Consider the following 18,258-nt stretch of genomic DNA (forward strand, 5'->3'; position numbering starts at 1 on the left):
GCCCGTGCGGTTGTCAACGGATCGATCCGGGATACTCATCGGGAAACGGGTTACGGGACAGCGTGTTTGTCATGTGGCGACGAGATGTCCGCGGACCGCTCCCGCAACACGCGGGCGGCCAGCAGGGCACCGGCGAACGTCAGCCCGGCCGCGGTGAGCAGCCCGGCGGTGTAGCCACCGGCCAGCGCGGCCCCGGCCGGCGCGCCGGATTCCAGCCGGGCCCCGCGCACCGCGGTCAGCACCGCGCCGATCAGCGCGACGCCGAGGGCGCTCGACAGCTCCCGCGCCGCGGTGAGCAGGCCCGACGCGGTGCCGGAGTACCGCTCGGCCACCACGTCGAGCGCGTGCGACGTCATCGGGACGGTGAAGGCCGAGCCCGCCCCGATCAGGACCATGCCCGGCACCCGCGGCCACAGCTGCGGCACGTGGTCCACCGCGGCGAGGGCGAGCAGCCCGGCACCGACCACGGCCAGCCCGCCCGCGACCGTCCGATGTGGACCGGCGCGGGCGGCGGCCGCCGGGACCAGCGGGGTCGCGGCCGCCACCGCGACCGCGACCAGCACCAGCGGCAGCCCGGCGCCGACCGGGCCGAGGCCCAGGAACTCCTGGTGCAGCAACGGGGTGAAGAAGAAGATCCCGGAGATCCCCAGACCCCACAACAGCTGCAGCGCGAGCGAGCCTGCGAACACCCGGTTGCCGGTCAGGGCCGCCGGGACGAGCCGCTCCCGCGCCCGCCGTTCCCGGATGACGAACCCCAGGCCGAGCACCACGGCCGCAGCGAACAGCGGCTGCGCGAACCGTGGTTCGGCCAGCGCGGTGGTGAGCAGCACCAGGCTCGCCGTCACCGCGGCCATCGCGCCGAGCGGCGGCGCCCGGGTCCCTCCCGCCCCGCTGGGCGGCACGGTCGAGGGCAGCAGCACGAGCATCGCCGCCACGAACGGGAGGTTGACGAAGAAGATCCAGCCCCAGCCGAGGTATTCGCTCAGCACCCCGCCGAGCGCCGGGCCGAGGGCCAGCGCCGCCGCGAGGCACGCCGTCCACACCGCCGCGCCGAGCGTCCGGCCGCGCGCGTCGAGATTCGTGCGCAGCAGGCTCAGCAGGCCCGGCACGAGAAAGGCGGCCGCGATGCCCTGCAGCACGCGGGCGGCGATCAGCAGCCACAGCGTCCCGGCGAACCCGCCCGCGGCCGCCCCGGCGCCGAACGCGAGCAGGGCGGCGGTCAGCGTCCGCCGCCGGCCCCAGCGGTCCACCAGCGCGCCCGCGACCAGTAGCAACCCGGCGAACGGCAGCATGTAGCCGAGCGCGATCCACGGCAGGGCCCCGAGTTCGAGGGCGAGGTCGCGGGCGATCGACGGCGCGCCCGCCGCGACGATCGTGTTGTCCAGCGTGGTCACGAACGCGCCCAGCGCGAGCACGGTCAACGTCCGCCGCGTCACCGCACGCTCCCCACCGGCTCGCGCACGGCGGCCGCGCGCCGTCCCGGGAACCACCAGTTCGCCGCGCCCAGCCGGCTCATCACCGCCGGGACGAGCACGCACCGGACCACGACCGCGTCCAGCAGCACGGCGACCGTCAGCCCGACGCCGGCCTCGCGCACCACCCGGGCGTCGACGAAGGCGAACGACACGAACACCAGCGCCATGATCAGCGCGGCCGCGGTGATGGTGCGGCCGGTCGCGGCGACGCCGTCGACGATGGCCCCTTTCAGGGGGTCCGGGTGGCGAAGCCCCCGGCTGTTACAGCTCGCCCGCGTGTCGCCGTGGCGGCGCCACGCCTCCTGGATGCGGGCGATGAGGAACACCTCGTAGTCCATCGACAGGCCGAACAGCCCGGCGAACAGGAACACCGGCAGGTACGGCTCGATCGGACCGCCGAAGGCGAACACCACCGCGCCGGCCGTCGCGGCCGCCGTCAGGAGGTTCATCACCGCCGCGGTCAGCGGGATCAGCACGCTGCGGAACACCCACGCGAGCAGCAGCACGGAAATCCCGACGACCGAGGCGAGGAACAGCGGCAGCCGTCCGGTGATGGCCGCCGAGAAGTCGGCGCGGGCCGCGACGACGCCGCCGACGTGCGTGCCCGGCCCGGCGATGACGTCGGCCATCACCCGCGTCGAGGCCAGCAGCGCCTCGGTCGCCGGGTCGTCCGGGGCCGTCCGCGGGATGACCGTGAGCACCCAGCCGCCGCCGGGCAGGGCGGCAGGCGGCCCGACCTCGGCGCTCGCGAGCAGGGCGTCCCGCAGCAGGCCCACCGAAGCGCCGTCGGTTCCGGTCACCAGCAGCGGTGCGTCCGCACCCGGCCCGAAGCCCTCGGCCAGCAGGGTGGCGGCGGTCCGGGTGACGCTGCCGGGCGGGTCGAGGGCCGCACCCGGGACGCCGAGCCGCAGGCCGGTCGCCGGCAGCGCGAGCACGGCCACGAGCACCAGCGCGGCGAGGGTGTACGGGCCGGGCCGCGCGGTCACCGAACGCGCCATCCGGGCCCAGCGGCCGTCGGCGCCGTCCGGTCTCGGGCGCATCCGGCGGGCGGCGGGCCGCAGCAGCGCGGGCAGCAGGGTGAGCGCGGCGAACGCGGTCAGCAGCACCGAAACCGCGGCCGCCGCCGCGATCCCGTTCAGGAACGGCAGGCCGACGGTGACCATCCCGGCCAGCGAGACGCACACGGTGACGCCGGCGAAGACCACGCTGCGGCCGGACGTCGCCGCCGCCACGGCCAGCGCCGCCGCCGGCCCGGCGCCCTCCCGGCGGCTCTGCCGGAACCGGGTGAGCACGAACAGCGCGTAGTCGACGCCGACGCCGAGCCCGAGCAGCGCGGCGATCTCGGTGCTGATCTTCGGGACGGTCATGACGTGCGACAACAGCGTCACCGCGGCCAGCGCGCAGCCGACCGAGACCGACGCGGTGAGAATCGGCAGCAGGACGCCGCTCGCCGAGCGGAAGGTCAGCAGCAGCACGAGGGCCGCGGCGAGCAGGCCGATCCCGGCGTTGCCCAGGTCCGGCGCGGCGGCCGTCATCGCGGCGAGCTCGCCGGACGCCCCGGCGGTCAGGCCCGCGGCGCCCCGGACGACGGCGGCGAACGCGTCGGCCGCCGGCTGCCCGAGGTCCGCGGCGGGTGCGTCGAACCGCACGGTGAGCACCGCGGTCCGCCGGTCGGCCGACACCTCGCCGGGCGGCGGCGCGACGGACGCGACGTGCGGCAGGGCCGCCAGCCGGGCGGCGAGCGCGTCGAGCCGGGCGCGGCCCGGGCCGGTGTCGACCGGCCCGTCCGGCGCACGGACGACGACCCGTTCCGCGGCACCGGCCCCGCCCAGCCGGTGCGCCGCCGCGGTGCTGTCCGCGGCGGGCAGCTCCACCGTGTCGCGGAAGGCCGCGCCGGTGTGCACCGCGGCGGCCGCGAGCCCGCCGAGTGCCACCAGCCAGAGCACGGCGACGACGCCGGCCCGGCGGAAGCACCAGGAAACGAGCGCCGTCATCGGTGTTCTCCTCCCGCGTGCCGGTTGATCACGCTAACAACCAGCGGGGGCGCGAAGATACCGTCCCGGTTCACAAATCGGATCGCGGAAACCCTTTCCCCGGTGAGCGTTCCGGCCTTTGTCGGGCAGGTGACAATTCCCGGCGCGGCCGTTGGTCCCGCGGTGACAGAACCCGATCCCGGGGCAGGGGTGGCGGTTGCCAATCCCGATCCCGTGTGAGTACATGGCGTCCGCGCCGACGGCGGCGCGAACTTCCCACGAGGCGCGGCAAGGGGTGTGTGCCATGACCGGGACGATCACGCAGGCGGCGATCCCGCAGCCGCGGGGCACCGGCCGGGCGCGGCAGCTGTGGTGCTCCCTGCCGACGGAACTCGCCGGGCGGTTCCGGCCGCACGCCGACCCGCTCGCCCGGCGGATCCTCGAAGAGGTCCAGCGCGCCGTGCCGGAATACGCCAAGCCCCTCGAAGGCGAGTTCGGCAAGATGATCGTGCTGGCGATCGAGCAGGCCGTGCTCAGCTGCATCGACAGCATCGGCGATCCGGTGTCCACACCGGACACCTGGCCGAAGTTGTTCGTGGAGGTGGGAAAGCGCGTCCACCACGACGGCGGCAGCCTCAATTCCCTGCAGGCCGCCTACCGCGCGGGCGGCCGCGCGGCGTGGCGGTACGTGGCCGAGCTGGGCCAGGCCCACCGGTTCCCGGCGGCGGTGCTGTGCGTCGGCGCCGAAGCCATTTTCGCCTACGTGGAGGAGATTTCCTCCTACTCGGTCGAGGGGTACACCTTGGCGCAGGCGATGGCGACGGGCACGCTCGAGCGCCGCCGCCGCCGGTTGTTCGAACTGCTGCTCGCCACCCCGCCGTCGTCCCCGGCCACGCTGGCGACGATGGCCGAGGCGGCGCAGTGGCCCCTCCCGGACCGGGTCGCGGTCGTCGCGCTCGATCCGCGCGGCGAGCAGCCGCCGACCCCACAGGTCGCCGCCGACGTGCTGCTGGACCTGGAAGGTCCCGAGCCGTGCCTGCTCACCCCGAACCCGGACCGCGACCTGCGCGGCCTCGAAGGCCGGCTGCCGGGCTGGCGCGCGGCGGTCGGCCCCCGGGTCCGCCCGGCCGACGCGGCGACGTCGCTGCGGTGGGCCCGCCGCACGCTCGACCTGGTCCGCCGCGGCCTGGCCGGCGACCACCCGGTCACGCACACGGCCGACCACCTGGCGACGCACTGGCTGCTCGCCGACCGGTTCCTGCTGGACGAGCTGTCGGCGAAGGCGCTCGCCCCTCTCGCGAACCTGACGGTGAAGCAGCGGACCCGGCTGGCCGAGACGCTGCTGTGCTGGCTGGAGCACAACGGCAACACCCCGGACATCGCCCAGGCGCTGGCGATCCACCCGCAGACGGTCCGCTACCGGGTGAGCCAGCTGGGCGAGTTGTTCGGCGACCGCCTGGCGGACCCGGCGAAACGGCTGGAGATCCAGATGGCGCTGACCGCCCACCGGCTGCTGGGCACCCCGGCCGACCGCGCTTGACCGCGCGGGACACCCGAGCCTAGGGTTTCCCGATGCTGTTAGCGCTAACAGCCGGTTGGAGGAGCTGCCGATGCCCGCACCCGAACTGACCCGGGAGTTCTTCGGCCGCGCCGACGGCACGGACGTCCACCGGTACACCCTCGGCCGTCCCGGCGGGCTGACCGTGCGCGTCCTCGACTACGGCGGGGTCATCCAGTCGCTGGACGCGCCGGACCGCGCCGGCCGGCCGGGCAACGTCGTCCTCGGCTTCCCGGACCTCGGCGGGTATGTCGCCAACAACCGGCCGGGGGTGGACCGGGTGTTCCTGGGCGCGGTGATCGGCCGGTTCGCCAACCGGATCGCCGGCGGCACCTTCACCCTCGACGGCGTCCAGTACCGGGTGCCGCTCAACAACGGCAAGAACAGCCTGCACGGCGGCCCCGCCGGGTTCGACACGCGCGTGTGGTCGGCGGAGGAGCTCCGCGACGCCGACGGCGTGGCGCTGCGGCTCACCCTGGTCAGCCCGGACGGCGACCAGGGCTACCCCGGCCGGCTCGACACCGAGGTGACCTACCGCGTCGACACCCGTGACCGGCTGCGCATCACCTACCGCGCGACCACCGACGCGCCGACGGTCGTCAACCTGACCAACCACACCTACTGGAACCTGGCCGGCGAAGGCACCGGCGACGTCCACGAGCAGTGGCTGGAGCTCGCCGCGAGCCGGTACTGCCCCACCGGCGACGACCTCATCCCGGCCGGCGCCCCGGTCCCGGTCGAGGGCACGCCGTTCGACTTCCGCCGGGCGGTGCCGATCGGCGCCCGGCTCGGCGAGCCCGACCCCCAGCTGGTGATCGGGCACGGCTACGACCACAACTGGGTGCTCGACGACGGCGCGCCGTTCGCCGCCCGCGCGTGGGACCCGGCGTCCGGGCGGCTGCTCACGATGCAGACGACCGAACCGGGCCTGCAGTTCTATTCGGGTAACTACCTCACCGCGGACCTGACCGGCACCAGCGGCCGCCCGTACCACCGCGGGGCGGGATTCGCGTTGGAGGCGCAGCACTTCCCGGACTCGCCGAACCGGCCGGACTTCCCCGGCACGGTGCTCCGGCCGGGCGAGGTCTACCACCAGGAGACGGTGTTCGCCCTGGCCACGGCGGAGGAGCCACCGGCGGCCTGAGCGCGCGCCCGATACGCTCGCGATCATGGGAGACCTTTCCGCCGTCGCCGCCGACCTCGCGCCCACGGGCACGCTGCGCGCCGCGGTCAACCTCGGCAACCCGGTCCTCGCCCACGGCACGCCGGAGCAGCCGGGCGGCGTCACCGTCGACATCGCCCGCGAAGCGGCCGCGCGGCTGGGCGTGCCGGTGGAGTTCGTCTGCTTCGACGCGGCCCGGAAGTCGTTCGAGGCGCTGACCTCGGGCGCGGCCGACCTCTGCTTCCTGGCGATCGAGCCCGCCCGCGCGGCCGAGGTGGCGTTCACGGCGCCGTACGTCCTCATCGAAGGCGTGTACGTCGTGGCGGAGGACTCGCCGTTCACCTCGCCCGCCGACGTCGACCGCCCGGACGTCCGGGTCGGCGTCAAGCAGGGTTCCGCCTACGACCTGTACCTGACACGGACCCTGCGGCACGCGACGATCGTGCGCGGCGAGGACGGCGTCACGGTGTTCGAGGCGCAGGGGCTCGAGGTCGCGGCCGGGATCCGGCAGCCGATGACCGCCTACGCCGCCGCCCACCCGGGGACCCGGGTGCTCCCCGAGCGCTTCATGGAAATCCGGCAGGCCGCCGGCACCACCCCGGATCGCCGTCCGGAGACGATCGCGTTCCTGCGCGGGCTGGTCGAAGAGCTGAAGGCGAGCGGGTTCGTCGCCGAGGCCCTGCGCCGCGCGAACCAGCCGGACGCGACGGTCGCGCCCCCGGCCTGACGTCACCGGCCGGTCACGCCGTCGATCAGCTCGCGGCCGACGTCCATGTGCCCGGCGTGCCGGGCGAAGTTCTGCACCAGGTGGAACAGGACCCACGCGAACGTGGGGTGCTCTTCGGCGCCGCCGCGGCGGACGGTGCGGGCGGCCCGGCCCTCCAGCGGCGTCACCGCGGCGAGCCGGGCGCAGTTTTCGCGCTCGGCGCGGAAGAAGGCCGTGATGTCCGCGGCCGATTCCGCCGGGGCGGCGAACCACTCCCGGTCGGCGGTCCCCGGCCAGGTGAAGTCGACGTCCTCGCCGGCGAACAGGTACCGGATCCAGAAGCGTTCGGTGCAGGCGAGGTGCTTGACCATGCCCAGCGGCGTCCACCCCGACGGCAGCACGCTGCGGCGGGCGTCCCGGTCGGAGAGGCCGTCGAGCTTGCGCAGCACGGCGGTGGCGTTGTGGTCGAGGTAGCCCAGCAGCAAGGCGCGCGGATCGGCCAGCGTCGGCGGGGGTTCGGGCGTCTCGACCATGATCGAAAAGCTACTGGGCGCCTGCCCCGGCCGCGCGCCACGCAGGGGTGATCCGCCTCAGGACAGCCGCGGCAGCACCTGGGTGCGCCAGGCGTCGAAGAACGCGTCCTGGTCCGGCCCGATCTGCTGGACGTACACCTCGTCGAACCCGGCGTCGGCGAACTCCCGGACGGCTTCGACGTGCCGGTCGGCGTCGGGCCCGCACGCGAACTGCTCGCGGACCATGTCCTCGGTCACCAGGCTCGCCGCGGCGTCGTAGTCGGCCGGGGTCGGCAGCGTCGAGGGCAACTTGCCGGGCAGCAGTTCGTTGCGCCAGCGCTGGTGCGCCGTCCGGACCCCTTCGGCTTCGGACGCGGCCCAGCACACCTTCAGGCCGCCCTGCACGGGCCGGTCACCGCCGCCGGCTTCGCGGTACTTCTGCACCAGGCCGGCGTCCGGCATGACGGTGCAGAAGCCGTCGCCGGTGCGGGCGGCCAGCTCGGTGGCCTCGGGACCGAACGCGGAGACGTAGATCAGGACGGGTTCGTCCGGCAGGGTGTAGAGCCGGGCGTGGTCCACGGTGTAGTACTGCCCGCGGTGGTTGACCTCCTCGCCGCTGTGCAGGGCGCGGATGACGTCGATGGCCTCTTCGAGCATCTCCAGCCGCACCTGCGGCGGCGGCCAAGGCAGCCCGGTGACGTGCTCGTTGAGCGCCTCCCCGGTCCCGACCCCGAGCACGAACCGCCCCTCGCACTGCACGGCGGCGGTGGCGGCGGCCTGCGCGACCAGCGCGGGGTGCATCCGGATGATCGGGCAGGTCACGGCGGTCGAGATCGGCAGCGAGGTGACTTCGCTGAGCGCCCCGATCACCGACCACACGAACGGGCTGTTCCCCTGTTCGTCCAGCCAGGGGTGGAAGTGATCGGAGATCCACAGCCGCTCGAACCCGGCGGCCTCGGCGAGCCGGGCCTGCCGGACCAGCTCACGCGGGGAGAACTCTTCGGAGGACAGGAAGTAACCGACGCTCACCATGCCCCTCGGCTACCACCGCGGTGGCCGCCGAAACCCGCTCGTCACCCGTTCGCGGAGAACGTGACAGATCCCGGACAACGCCGCCCGGCGTCCACCCGCCCCAGGATGATGGCCGGGTGACGAACTCCGCTTCGGGCCGCTTCACCGGGCCGGTGCTCCAGGTCGGGACGGTCCGGGGTGGCGTCCACGTCGGCGCGCCCGGCCCGGCGCGCAGCCACTACCTGACCCGCGTCGAGTCCCTCGCGCCCCCGAGCCTGGTCGATCGCGAGGACGAACTCGCGGAGCTCGCCCGGTTCTGCACTTCTCCGGACACCGAGGGCGCCTATGCCTGGTGGCAGGCCGACGCCTGGTCGGGGAAGTCCGCGCTGCTGACCACCTTCGTGCTGCACCCGCCGCCGGGCGTCCGGCTGGTCGCGTTCTTCATCACGGGAAGCCAGCCCGGCCAGAGCGATCGCCGCGCGTTCGTCGACAACGTGCTCGAACAGCTCTGCGCGGTCCGCGGCACCCCGCTCCCGTCGTCGACGGAGTCGACCCGCGAGGCCCAGCTGCGGGGCCTGCTCGCCGAGGTGGCACAGGACTGCCGCCGGCGCGGGGAGCAGTTCGCGCTCGTCGTGGACGGGCTGGACGAGGACCTGGGCCGCGACGGCAGCCCGGACGCCCACAGCATCGCGGCCCTGCTCCCGGTCCAGCCACCGGCCGGGATGCGCGTGATCGTGTCCGGGCGCAGCAGCCCCCCGCTCCCCACCGACGTCCCCGACCACCACCCCCTGCGCTCGCCGGCGATCATCCGCCCGCTCGCCCCGTCGGCGAAGGCCCGCGCGGTGCGCGATGCGAAGGAACGGGACCTGAAACGCCTCCTCCGCGGGTCTACGGCGGAGCAGGACATGCTGGGCCTCCTCACCGCGGCAGGCGGGGGCCTCACCACCCCGGACCTGGCCGAGCTGACCGGCACCTCGGAGTGGGAGATCGAGGACTGCCTGAGCACCGCGACGGGACGCAGCTTCGCCCGCCGCCCACCGGAGCGCCCCGGCCTCGCGGACGTCCTCGTCCTGGCCCACGAACAGCTCCTGGTCACGGCGCGGGAGATGCTGGGCGCCCGGCTGGCCGGTTACCGGCAGCGCCTGCACGACTGGGCCGACGGCTACGCCGCCCGGCGGTGGCCGACGGACACGCCCGAGTACCTCGTCCGAGGCTATTTCGCGGTGCTGCTGGCGGAGCAGGACCTCCTCCGCATGCTGGCGTGCGCCACGAACCCGCACCGCCACCGCCTCGCCCTCCTCCGCGTCGGCGGCGACGGTGTCGCCCTGGGCGAGATCCGTTCGACGCAGAACCTGATCCTTGCGGCGCCGAAGCCGGATCTCGTCGCGCTGGCCCGGCTCGCGGTCCACCGGGTGCACCTGCTCCGGGGCAACAGCCGGCTGCCGCTGGGCCTGCCGTCGGGGTGGGCGCTGCTCGGCCGGCTGGACCAGGCGGAAGCCATGATCGATGCGATCCGGCAGCCGTATGAGCGCATCCAGGCCCTGATCAGCACCGCGGATGTCTGCCGCGCCGAAGGCAACCCCCGCGACACAGCACGCTTGCTGCACCGGGCGGAAGAGCTCGCGGCGGCGTTCAACCAGTTCTGGGGCGCCGGCCCGGTCGTTTCGGTCGCCAGAGCCATCGCGCGAGCCGGCGACCACGACCGGGCCCGTCGCGTGGCCGCGCTCGTCCAGCACCCTGCCGGGCGCGCGGAAGCCTTCGCTCAACTGGCCGTCGCGGCCGCCGCGGACGCACCCGATCGAGCGGACTCGCTCCTGACCGAGGCCGGACAACTGCTGGACGGCACCGAGTCGCACGGACGTGCTCAGGCGTGGGGCGCAATGGCCGTGGCCGCCGCCGAACTGGATCGGCAGGCCGACACCGAAAAGTGGCTGGAGAACGCGGAAACCGCGCTGTCGGCGGACCGCCTCGCCAGAATGACCACGTCCCCCGGCCCCGTGGCGGCCGCCGCCGCGCAAACCGGAGACGAAGAGCGGGCGCTGCGAATTCTGGACACGATGGAGGACGCGAAAAAGCGCGAAAAATGGTTGAAATCGGTCATCCGGATCACGGCCAGGCGGGACAGCCACCGTGCCGAAGCCATCGCCCGGATGACCTCGGAACCGCTGGTGCTCAGCGTCAGGCTGGCGGAGGTCGCCTGGTCGATCGGCACCGACGATCCGGCCACGGCGAACCGCCTGACGGACGAGGCACTCGGCATTGCCCAGGCGGAGTCGGAGCCCGCCCGGCACCAGGAAGCTTTGATCGCCATCGCGTCGGCGATCGCGGAAACCGGAGACCCGCAGCAGGCCGTGACGATCGCCCGCAAGTACGCCGAATGCGGCCGGGACGCGAATGCGGTCTTCTCCGTGGCAGCAGCACTCCTGCGGAACCGCAAGCTGGACGAAGGCACCGAAGTACTCCGGCTGACCGAACGGGTGGCCCGCGGGCTCGTCGGCGAGAACGACCAGCGCGTTTCCGTGCTGTGGATCAGGACCATGGCCGACCACGGGGATTTCGACCGGGCGGAACACCAAGCCGCCCGGTTGACCGATCCGAAAGCGCGAGCCTCCGCGTGGGCTGCCGTCACCGAAGGCGCGGTGGCGGCCGGTGACCTCGACCGCGCCGAGCGTGCGCTGTCCCGGGTGGCCGACCCGGCCCTGGAATGGCGGCCGCGGCTCGACCTCATCCGAGCCGCCTTGGCCGCCGGCCTCCCCGAACGCGCGCGAGCCGTCGCCCGGAAGGCTGCCGACCTCCGGGACCGCGCGGGCGCGGTCCTGCTGGTGGCCCGCGACACGCGTGACGGGGATCTGCTGGACGAGACCGGGCAGCTCGTCGAGGCCTTCACCGATCCCATCGACACGATGAGCGGCCTGCTCCGGATGATCGCGGTCACGGCGGACTGGGGTGACCGCGCCCGCACGCGCGACCTGATCAGCCGCCTCGCGGCCGTCGCCCAACCGGCCGAGGAAGACCTCAAAGCCGGATCCAGGCTGGTGGCCGGGCAGGCACGACGCGTGGTGAAGCTGTGCTCCACCCGGATCCGGAGCCTGACCGAGGTCGGCCAGGAAACCTCCGGCGCAGGCACCCTCATCGGGGAACGGCGGTACGAGACGGCGATCTCCGTGGTCCCCGCCCGCTATTTCGGACCGCCCACCAAGGGCCTGTCCCCCGAGGAGGCGCTGCTCAAGGAGCTGACCGAGGACGACTGGGCCTACGTCGTCGAAGACCTCGTCGACCGCTGCCCGGAGGCCTACCCGGCCATCATCGCCGAGCTCGACACGCTGACTGCCGACTGAGCGTCACGCCACATCGCCCCCGGGTAGCCGCCGTCAGGGAGGCGACATTGCGCCTTCTCGACGGTCGCAACGAGTGTTACATTGCCCGGGGCAGGGCGATCCTGCGGGCGGGACAGCCGAGGCAAAGGGGCTGCGATGAGGCTTACTCCCAGCGCTCACACCGACTCGTTCTGCCGCGACCGGCTGCCGCCCGCCGAGCAGTGGCCGCGGCTTCTGTTCGAGCTGCCGGAGCTGCGCTACCCCGAACGGCTCAACGCCGCGACGGTGTTGCTCGACGGCACCGCCGCCCGCCTCGGGCCGGACCGTCCCTGCCTGCGCTCGCCGCACGAGACCTGGACCTACGGCGACGTCCTGGCGCGCGCCAACCGGGTCGCGCACGTCCTCAGCGCCGAACTCGGGGTCGTGCCCGGGAACCGCGTGCTGCTGCGCGGCACCAACACGCCGTGGCTCGCGGCGTGCTGGCTCGGCGTGCTCAAGGCCGGGGCCGTCGCCGTCACGACGATGCCGATGCTGCGCCGCGGTGAGCTCGACAAGATCACCGAACGCGCGCAGCCCACGGTCGCCCTGTGCGACGAGCGCCTCCTCGACGAGCTGCCGCCCGGCCTGCCCGTGGTCTCCTACGGCACCGAACTGGCCGGACGCTGCGCCCGCCACCCGGCGACCTTCGCCGACGTGCCGACCGCCGCCGACGACGTCGCCCTGCTCGCCTTCACCTCCGGCACCACCGGGACGCCGAAGGCCACCATGCACTTCCACCGCGACCTGCTCGCCATCGCCGACACCTTCTCCCGGCACGTGCTGCGCCCCACCGCCGACGACGTCTTCTGCGGTACGCCGCCGCTGGCCTTCACCTTCGGACTGGGCGGCCTGCTGGTGTTCCCGCTGCACGCCGGCGCGTCGGTGCTCCTGCTGGAACGCGCGACGCCCAAGGAACTGGCGTCGGCCGTCGCCGAGCAGGCGGTGACCGTGCTGTTCACCGCACCCACCGCCTACCGCGCGATCCTCGGCGCCGGCGACGGCCCCCTCCTGGCCGGGGTCCGCCGGGCCGTCTCCGCCGGGGAAGCGCTGCCCGCCGCCGTGGCCGAGCAGTACCGCGAGGTCGTCGGACGGCCGCTCATCGACGGCATCGGCAGCACGGAGATGCTGCACGTGTTCATCTCCGCCGCCGACGACGACGTGCGCCCCGGCCGGACCGGCAAGGTGGTGCCCGGCTTCCGCGCCGCCGTCCTGGACCTCGACGGCCGTCCCGCGCCGGACGGCACACCGGGGCTGCTCGCGGTCCAGGGCCCCACCGGCTGCCGTTACCTCGGCGACCCGCGGCAGAGCGGCTACGTGCGCGACGGCTGGAACATCACCGGTGACACCTACGTCCGCGAGCCCGGCGGGTACTTCCGGTTCGTGGCGCGCAGCGACGACATGATCGTCTCTTCCGGTTACAACATCGCGGCTCCCGAGGTCGAAGAGGTGCTGCTGACGCATCCGGACGTCGACGAATGCGCGGTGGTCGGCACACCCGACCCGGACCGGGGCGCCGTGGTCACCGCGTTCGTCGTGCTGCGGCCCGGCGTCGCCCCGGGCCCGGACGTCGTGCACGCCCTGCAGGAGCACGCCAAAGCCGTTGCCGCGCCGTACAAGTACCCGCGCCGGGTGCGGTTCCTGGACGCGCTGCCGCGCAACGCCAGCGGCAAGCTGCAGCGGTACCTGCTGCGCGAGCGCTGACGAGGGTGACGGGCCCGCTGCCGAGGTGGGGTGGCGCTGGGCCCGTCACGTCTGAGGGGTGTCGGGGACATGCCTCAAGACTAGCCGGATATTCGAACACATGTTCACGGCCATTCGAGTGGAATCCGACTACCAAACGTCACCTCGAGTGCCGCTTTCTCCGCCGCAGCAACACTTCCGGGTGACACGAAGTCCATAATGGACACTCACGGGCCACCGCGCACACCCGGCAGGACGCCGCCCCCGGGCCCCACCGCCGGGCCCTGCCCACCCCACGCCGTCAACGGCAAAACTCCTGACACGCCCCTGACCTGCGCCGCGGGACCATCACCCGGGCGCGCCGCCGAGGCGGTGACAAGCCCCGGAACCCGACCCCATAAAGTCTTCGCGCAGCCATCCGGAGGTGAACGCCCGCGTGCCCGAGGTCGACTACTACGAGGTGCTCGGCGTCCGCCGGGACGCCACGGCGGCCGACGTCAAGACGGCCTACCGCCGGCTGGCCAAGACCATGCACCCGGACGGCGGCGGCACGGTCGGCACGTTCCGGCTGCTGCGCGAGGCCTACGACGTCCTGAGCGACCCGGCGGCCCGCGCGCGCTACGACGGCGGCACGACCGTGGTGCCGGTGCCGGTCCGGCCGCGCCCCCGGCGGCGGTTCGGCGACGAGCCCGGGTTCGTCCCCGACCTGCCCGAACTCGACGCCGAAGACCTGAGCTGGTGGCACTTCGCCGCGGAGGACACCCGGATGCGGCACGGCCGCCACCGCGGGCCGGGGCACACGCCGGTGGTCGTCGCCGTGGCCGGGATGGTGCTGGTGCTGCTGCCCCTGGTCACCGGCGTCGGGTTCAGCACGCCGGTGCTCATCGTCTGGCTGCTGCTCACCGCCGGCACCGCGCTGCTGGTCCAGCGCCTGGCGCGCGGGTACCTGCGGGCCGCGAAAGCCCGCGAGGCGTACGCCGCGGAGTTCGGCGGGCGCACCGTCTTCGGCGCGCCGGGCACCGAGCGCGACGAACTGGCCGAGCGGCTCACGGCCGACCTGCTCGAGGGCTACCTGACCCGGCTGCCGGGCGCCCGGATCTTCCACGGCCTCGCCTGGCCGGGCTCGGTGTTCGCCGACGTGGACCACGCGGTGCTGTGCGGCAAGCGGCTGGTGCTGATCGAGTCGAAGCTGTGGCTGCCCGGGCACTACGAGACGGCGGCGGACGGCCGGCTCCTGCGCAACGGAAGGCCGTTCCGCGGCGGCGGCAGCCGGCTCGCGGAGAGCCTGGCGGCGTACCGCGAGCTGCTGCCGGGCGTGGCGCTGCGCGGGGCGATGATCGTGTACCCGAGCCGCAGCGGCGACCTGACCACGGCCGACCCCGGCGACCTGCCCGTGGCGCCGATGACGCCGGAGGAGTTCCTGCACAAGATCGGCGGGTGGCTGGCCGCCGATCCGTCCACTGTGGACCACGAGACGCTGCGGACGATGCGCGACCAGGTCGTCGGCGGAGGCGGCCGGGCCGCGTGAGCAGCCCCCGTTTTCCACGCTACCGGAGGGCACCGACGGTTTCGGGGCTCCGCGCGGGGTCCGTCCACAGCCCGGCGGCGGCCGTCCACAGCCCGGCGCGATGAGTCCGGCGGCCGCCCTCGGCACCGTTCTCCTGGCCTACCTCCCGGCCGCGATCTCCCCCGGCCCCAACTTCGTCCTCATCGCCCACACCGCCGCCGCGGGCACCCGCCGAGCCGCGGTCGCCGTCGCGCTCGGGGTCGTCGCCGCCGGCGGGCTGCTGGCCGCCGTGGCCGTCTTCGGGCTGGGCGCCCTGCTCGCGCGGGAACCGTGGCTGGCCACCGCCCTGCGGATCGTCTGCGGCGCCTACCTGGCCTGGCTGGGTCTTCGCCTCTGGCTGACCGCGAAAAGCCCCGAAACCGCGCCGCCCGACGCCCGCGGCAACGCGTTCCGCCGCGGCGTGCTCAGCAATCTCACCAATCCCAAGGCCGCGGCGTTCTTCGGCAGCGTTCTCACCGCGGCGCTCCCGCCCACCGAACCCACCGCCGTCAAGGCCGCCGCGGTCGCGCTGATCGTCGCCGCGTCGGCCGCGTGGCACCTGAGCGTCGCCCTGCTGTTCTCCTCCCCCGCCACCCGGCGCTGGTACGCCCACGCGAAACCGGCCCTGAACCGCGTCGTGGGCACCGTTCTCGTCGTCCTGGGTGTCACCCTCGCCGTAACGCCGTGAAGGCCCCCTCGCGCGAGCGAGGAGGCCTTCACGAACGAACCGGGAACTACCGGGCGCCGCCCGACGCGCGCTGCTTCTGCGCGTGCGCGGACCGGGTGCAGACCTCGCCGACGTCGACCGTCTGGCCGCGGTCGGCGAAGACGTCCGCCACGCCGACGAGCTTGCCGTTCGGCGACGAGCACGTCAGCTGGTACGCCTCCTTCGTCCCGTACGTCGGCGGGATCGGCGACGTGAACGACACGTCACCGGTCCAGTCGTCGACCGCGTTCGGGTCGGTCTGGTCGTAGTTGACCACCACGGCCTTGTAGTCGCCGGCGGGCGGGTCGAACAGCACGGCGTGCTCGGACGTCGTGCCGCCGTTCGCCGACGAGCTGACCAGGTTGCCCGCCGCGTCGTAGACGTAGAGGTCCCAGTCGGTCGTGGTGTTCTTCCAGTTGATGTTGACGCTGAACTTCCCGTTGTCGACCTTCGGCAGGCCGTCGACGTGGAAGGTGAACGAGTCACCCGCGGTGTCGACCGGGTAGTTCTGGTTGATCGGCGGCACGCCCGCCGGGTTGGCCACCGGGAAGCCCTGCTGCGCCGGGCCCTGCGGGTCGCGCCCGTACCGGCCGGCCACGTACGGCCGCGTCGACGGGTTGACCGACCAGGCGAAGCGCCCGCCGGTGGCGGTGAACTTCGAGTTCAGGTCGTCGGTGTAGTAGATCGGCGGCTTGGTCGAGCCGTCCGGCTGGATCACCGGCGACGTCGGCGTCTGGAACGTCTTGTGCAGCTTGAGCTGGTAGCCCTTGGGCGCCGAGCCGATCAGCGTCGAGTGCTGCTGCGGGTCGGCCGCGTTGCCCAGCATGTCCAGGAACGCCTGGCGGTTGCCGCCCTTGCCGGCGCCCGCCGCGGGGGCGAGACCGGCGTACTCGGCCACGACGCTGTCGGCGAACGGGCCGTGGAAGCCGTTGCCGCCGACCTCGATGGTGAAGCCCCAGCCGCCGGTGGCCCAGTACGACCAGTCCTCGGTGGTGCCGGTCGTGTCGTAGAGCGCCCAGCTCGGCTCGCTCGTGTAGCCGTTGCGCGAAGCCAGCTTGTCGCCGAGGGCCTTGTACTGCGGCTCCTCCAGCGGCGGGCGGACGTCCGCCACGCCCGGCGGGCGCAGCACCAGCGCCGCGACGGTGTGCATCGTCAGCAGGTTGGTCACCTGGCGCGAGGCCACGATCGAGCGCACGTTCCGCACCTCGGGCTCGCTGAACGGCCCGGACCCGCGGAAGGTGTCGCCGCTCCAGGTCAGCTCGGCGCCGTTGCCGCCCCAGAAGCCCGCGTAGTTGCGGTTCGGGTCGGTGCCGCGCAGGCGGCCGCCCGGGTTCGCCTTGCACACGCCGGTGGCGTACTGCGGCGGCGAGTCGCTGACGTTGCAGTTCTTGCGCTTCATCTCGTAGTCGAAGCGGGTGAAGTCGCCCTTGGGCTCCGCCTCGCGGGAGATCTCGAAGCCGTCCGGGTTGATGATCGGCACGACGATGTTGCGCGTCTTGCCGACCAGCGACCGGATGGCCGCGTCGCGCGAGTAGCCGTTGACCAGCTCGTACGCCCATTCCATGACGTGCTCGCCGGCCGGCCACTCGCGGGCGTGGTGCACGCCCATGGTGAAGTTCACCGGCTTGCCGTCGGTGGTGTTCTTGACGTCGGTGGCGATCTCGACGCCGACGACGTCCCGGCCCTCCCACGTCGATTCCGGCATGGTGAACGCCGAAACCAGGTTCGGGTGCTTGCGGGCGAGTTCCTTCATTTCGAAGTTGTACTCGTAGAGGTGCCGGTAGCTGGTGCGCCCGGACGGCAGCGCCGACGCGGCCGTCGTCGCGGCGTACGCGCGGTCGGTCTTGGCGTCCTGGACCGATTTGGCCGACAGGTCCGCTTCGATGACCTTCGACTTGAAGCCGCTGTCCTTCAGCGTCTTGCGGTCGGCGTCGCCGGCGAGCACGACCTCGACACCGGTCGCGTCGCCCTTTTCGGTGACGTCGAGGCCGAGGCCGGTCAGCTTGTTCTTGTCGGCGCGCGTCGGCGTCTCGACGCGGACGAGTTCCGCGCGCTGGGTGCCGGTCGGCGTGCCCTGCGGCGTCAGCGCCAGGAAGTCGATCCCCAGCTGGGCCCGGTCGGCCGGGCCGCCGTACCGGCAGCCCTGGACGACGAGTTCCTGCCCCTTTTTCACGAAGCTTTCGGCGAGTTCGTGGGTGCGCAACGCCGCCGAGGCGGCGACCACCGCACCGGTGGCCTTGTCGAACACGGCGACGTCCCAGTCGCCTTCGGTGCCCTGGGCGGGCTTGAGCCGCGCCTGGACGAGACCGTCCACGGTGGACGTGACCTCACGGCGATCGGTGCCCGCAGTGCCCTTCGGCAGCACTTGGGCAAAGCACGAGCGGGCGACGGACTTGTCGGCACGCAGGATGTTCTGCGCGGCGCCGGCGGTCCCGGCCGGCAGCGCGACGAACGTTGCGGCCAGTGCGACGGCCGAAGCCAGCATCACCAGCCGTCTTGGTGAATTCCCCACAGGAAGCGACCTCCTTGACCGAGGCCGGCAGGACGGACCTACCGGTAGCGAGGGACCATAA

Annotated in this window: 12 protein-coding genes; 7 read left to right on the plus strand and 5 right to left on the minus strand. The window is 73.5% G+C overall.

All coding sequences use genetic code 11. The features are described from left to right. Window positions 1-50: 50 nt before the first annotated feature. On the minus strand, window positions 51-1,436 hold the full coding sequence (locus tag AB0J55_RS14985) for an MFS transporter (RefSeq protein WP_364248045.1): 1,386 nt from the start codon (window positions 1,434-1,436) through the stop codon (window positions 51-53). Then, on the minus strand, window positions 1,433-3,469 hold the full coding sequence (locus tag AB0J55_RS14990; protein ID WP_364248047.1) for an MMPL family transporter: 2,037 nt from the start codon (window positions 3,467-3,469) through the stop codon (window positions 1,433-1,435). Before AB0J55_RS14990 ends, AB0J55_RS14985 begins: the two co-directional genes overlap by 4 nt. Before the next feature lie 283 nt (window positions 3,470-3,752). Here AB0J55_RS14990 and AB0J55_RS14995 point away from each other — a divergent pair, with 283 nt between their 5' ends. The 3 genes from AB0J55_RS14995 (at window position 3,753) to AB0J55_RS15005 (ending at window position 6,895) form a co-directional block, all read left to right on the plus strand. Further along, the gene (locus tag AB0J55_RS14995; protein ID WP_364248049.1) at window positions 3,753-4,988 is read left to right on the plus strand and encodes a helix-turn-helix domain-containing protein; all 1,236 of its coding nucleotides are present in this window, start codon (window positions 3,753-3,755) and stop codon (window positions 4,986-4,988) included. A gap of 70 nt (window positions 4,989-5,058) precedes the next feature. Continuing rightward, on the plus strand, window positions 5,059-6,150 hold the full coding sequence (locus AB0J55_RS15000) for an aldose epimerase family protein (RefSeq protein WP_364248051.1): 1,092 nt from the start codon (window positions 5,059-5,061) through the stop codon (window positions 6,148-6,150). Between the two features lie 25 nt (window positions 6,151-6,175). Next, window positions 6,176-6,895, plus strand: coding sequence for a transporter substrate-binding domain-containing protein (locus AB0J55_RS15005; RefSeq protein WP_364248053.1), 720 nt, complete (start codon window positions 6,176-6,178; stop codon window positions 6,893-6,895). A 2-nt stretch (window positions 6,896-6,897) separates the two neighbouring features. Here AB0J55_RS15005 and AB0J55_RS15010 read toward each other — a convergent pair whose 3' ends face one another. Together AB0J55_RS15010 and AB0J55_RS15015 are read right to left on the minus strand one after the other, a co-directional pair. Beyond that, window positions 6,898-7,407, minus strand: coding sequence for a DinB family protein (locus AB0J55_RS15010; protein WP_364248055.1), 510 nt, complete (start codon window positions 7,405-7,407; stop codon window positions 6,898-6,900). A gap of 57 nt (window positions 7,408-7,464) precedes the next feature. Beyond that, window positions 7,465-8,418 carry a TIGR03557 family F420-dependent LLM class oxidoreductase gene (locus AB0J55_RS15015; RefSeq protein WP_364248057.1) on the minus strand — a complete coding sequence of 318 codons (954 nt, stop codon included), beginning with the start codon at window positions 8,416-8,418 and terminating at the stop codon, window positions 7,465-7,467. A gap of 116 nt (window positions 8,419-8,534) precedes the next feature. On the opposite strand from AB0J55_RS15015, the gene AB0J55_RS15020 reads away from it, so the two are divergent. From AB0J55_RS15020 to AB0J55_RS15035, 4 genes are all read left to right on the plus strand, one after another. Beyond that, on the plus strand, window positions 8,535-11,735 hold the full coding sequence (locus AB0J55_RS15020) for a hypothetical protein (RefSeq protein ID WP_364248059.1): 3,201 nt from the start codon (window positions 8,535-8,537) through the stop codon (window positions 11,733-11,735). Window positions 11,736-11,870: 135 nt separating this feature from the next. Then, on the plus strand, window positions 11,871-13,454 hold the full coding sequence (locus tag AB0J55_RS15025; RefSeq protein ID WP_364248062.1) for an AMP-binding protein: 1,584 nt from the start codon (window positions 11,871-11,873) through the stop codon (window positions 13,452-13,454). 415 nt (window positions 13,455-13,869) lie between these two features. Continuing rightward, window positions 13,870-14,961, plus strand: a complete 1,092-nt coding sequence (locus AB0J55_RS15030; RefSeq protein WP_364248065.1) for a DnaJ domain-containing protein — start codon at window positions 13,870-13,872, stop codon at window positions 14,959-14,961. Window positions 14,962-15,061: 100 nt separating this feature from the next. Next, a complete protein-coding gene (locus AB0J55_RS15035; RefSeq protein WP_364248067.1) occupies window positions 15,062-15,667 on the plus strand; it encodes a LysE family transporter in 606 nt (201 codons plus the stop codon). 46 nt (window positions 15,668-15,713) lie between these two features. Here the strand turns inward: AB0J55_RS15035 and AB0J55_RS15040 are convergent, their stop codons facing one another. Continuing rightward, the gene (locus tag AB0J55_RS15040) at window positions 15,714-18,170 is read right to left on the minus strand and encodes a M14 family zinc carboxypeptidase (RefSeq protein ID WP_364248199.1); all 2,457 of its coding nucleotides are present in this window, start codon (window positions 18,168-18,170) and stop codon (window positions 15,714-15,716) included. Window positions 18,171-18,258: the final 88 nt, after the last annotated feature.

This window comes from Amycolatopsis sp. NPDC049688 (assembly GCF_040674975.1).
Classification (GTDB): domain Bacteria; phylum Actinomycetota; class Actinomycetes; order Mycobacteriales; family Pseudonocardiaceae; genus Amycolatopsis.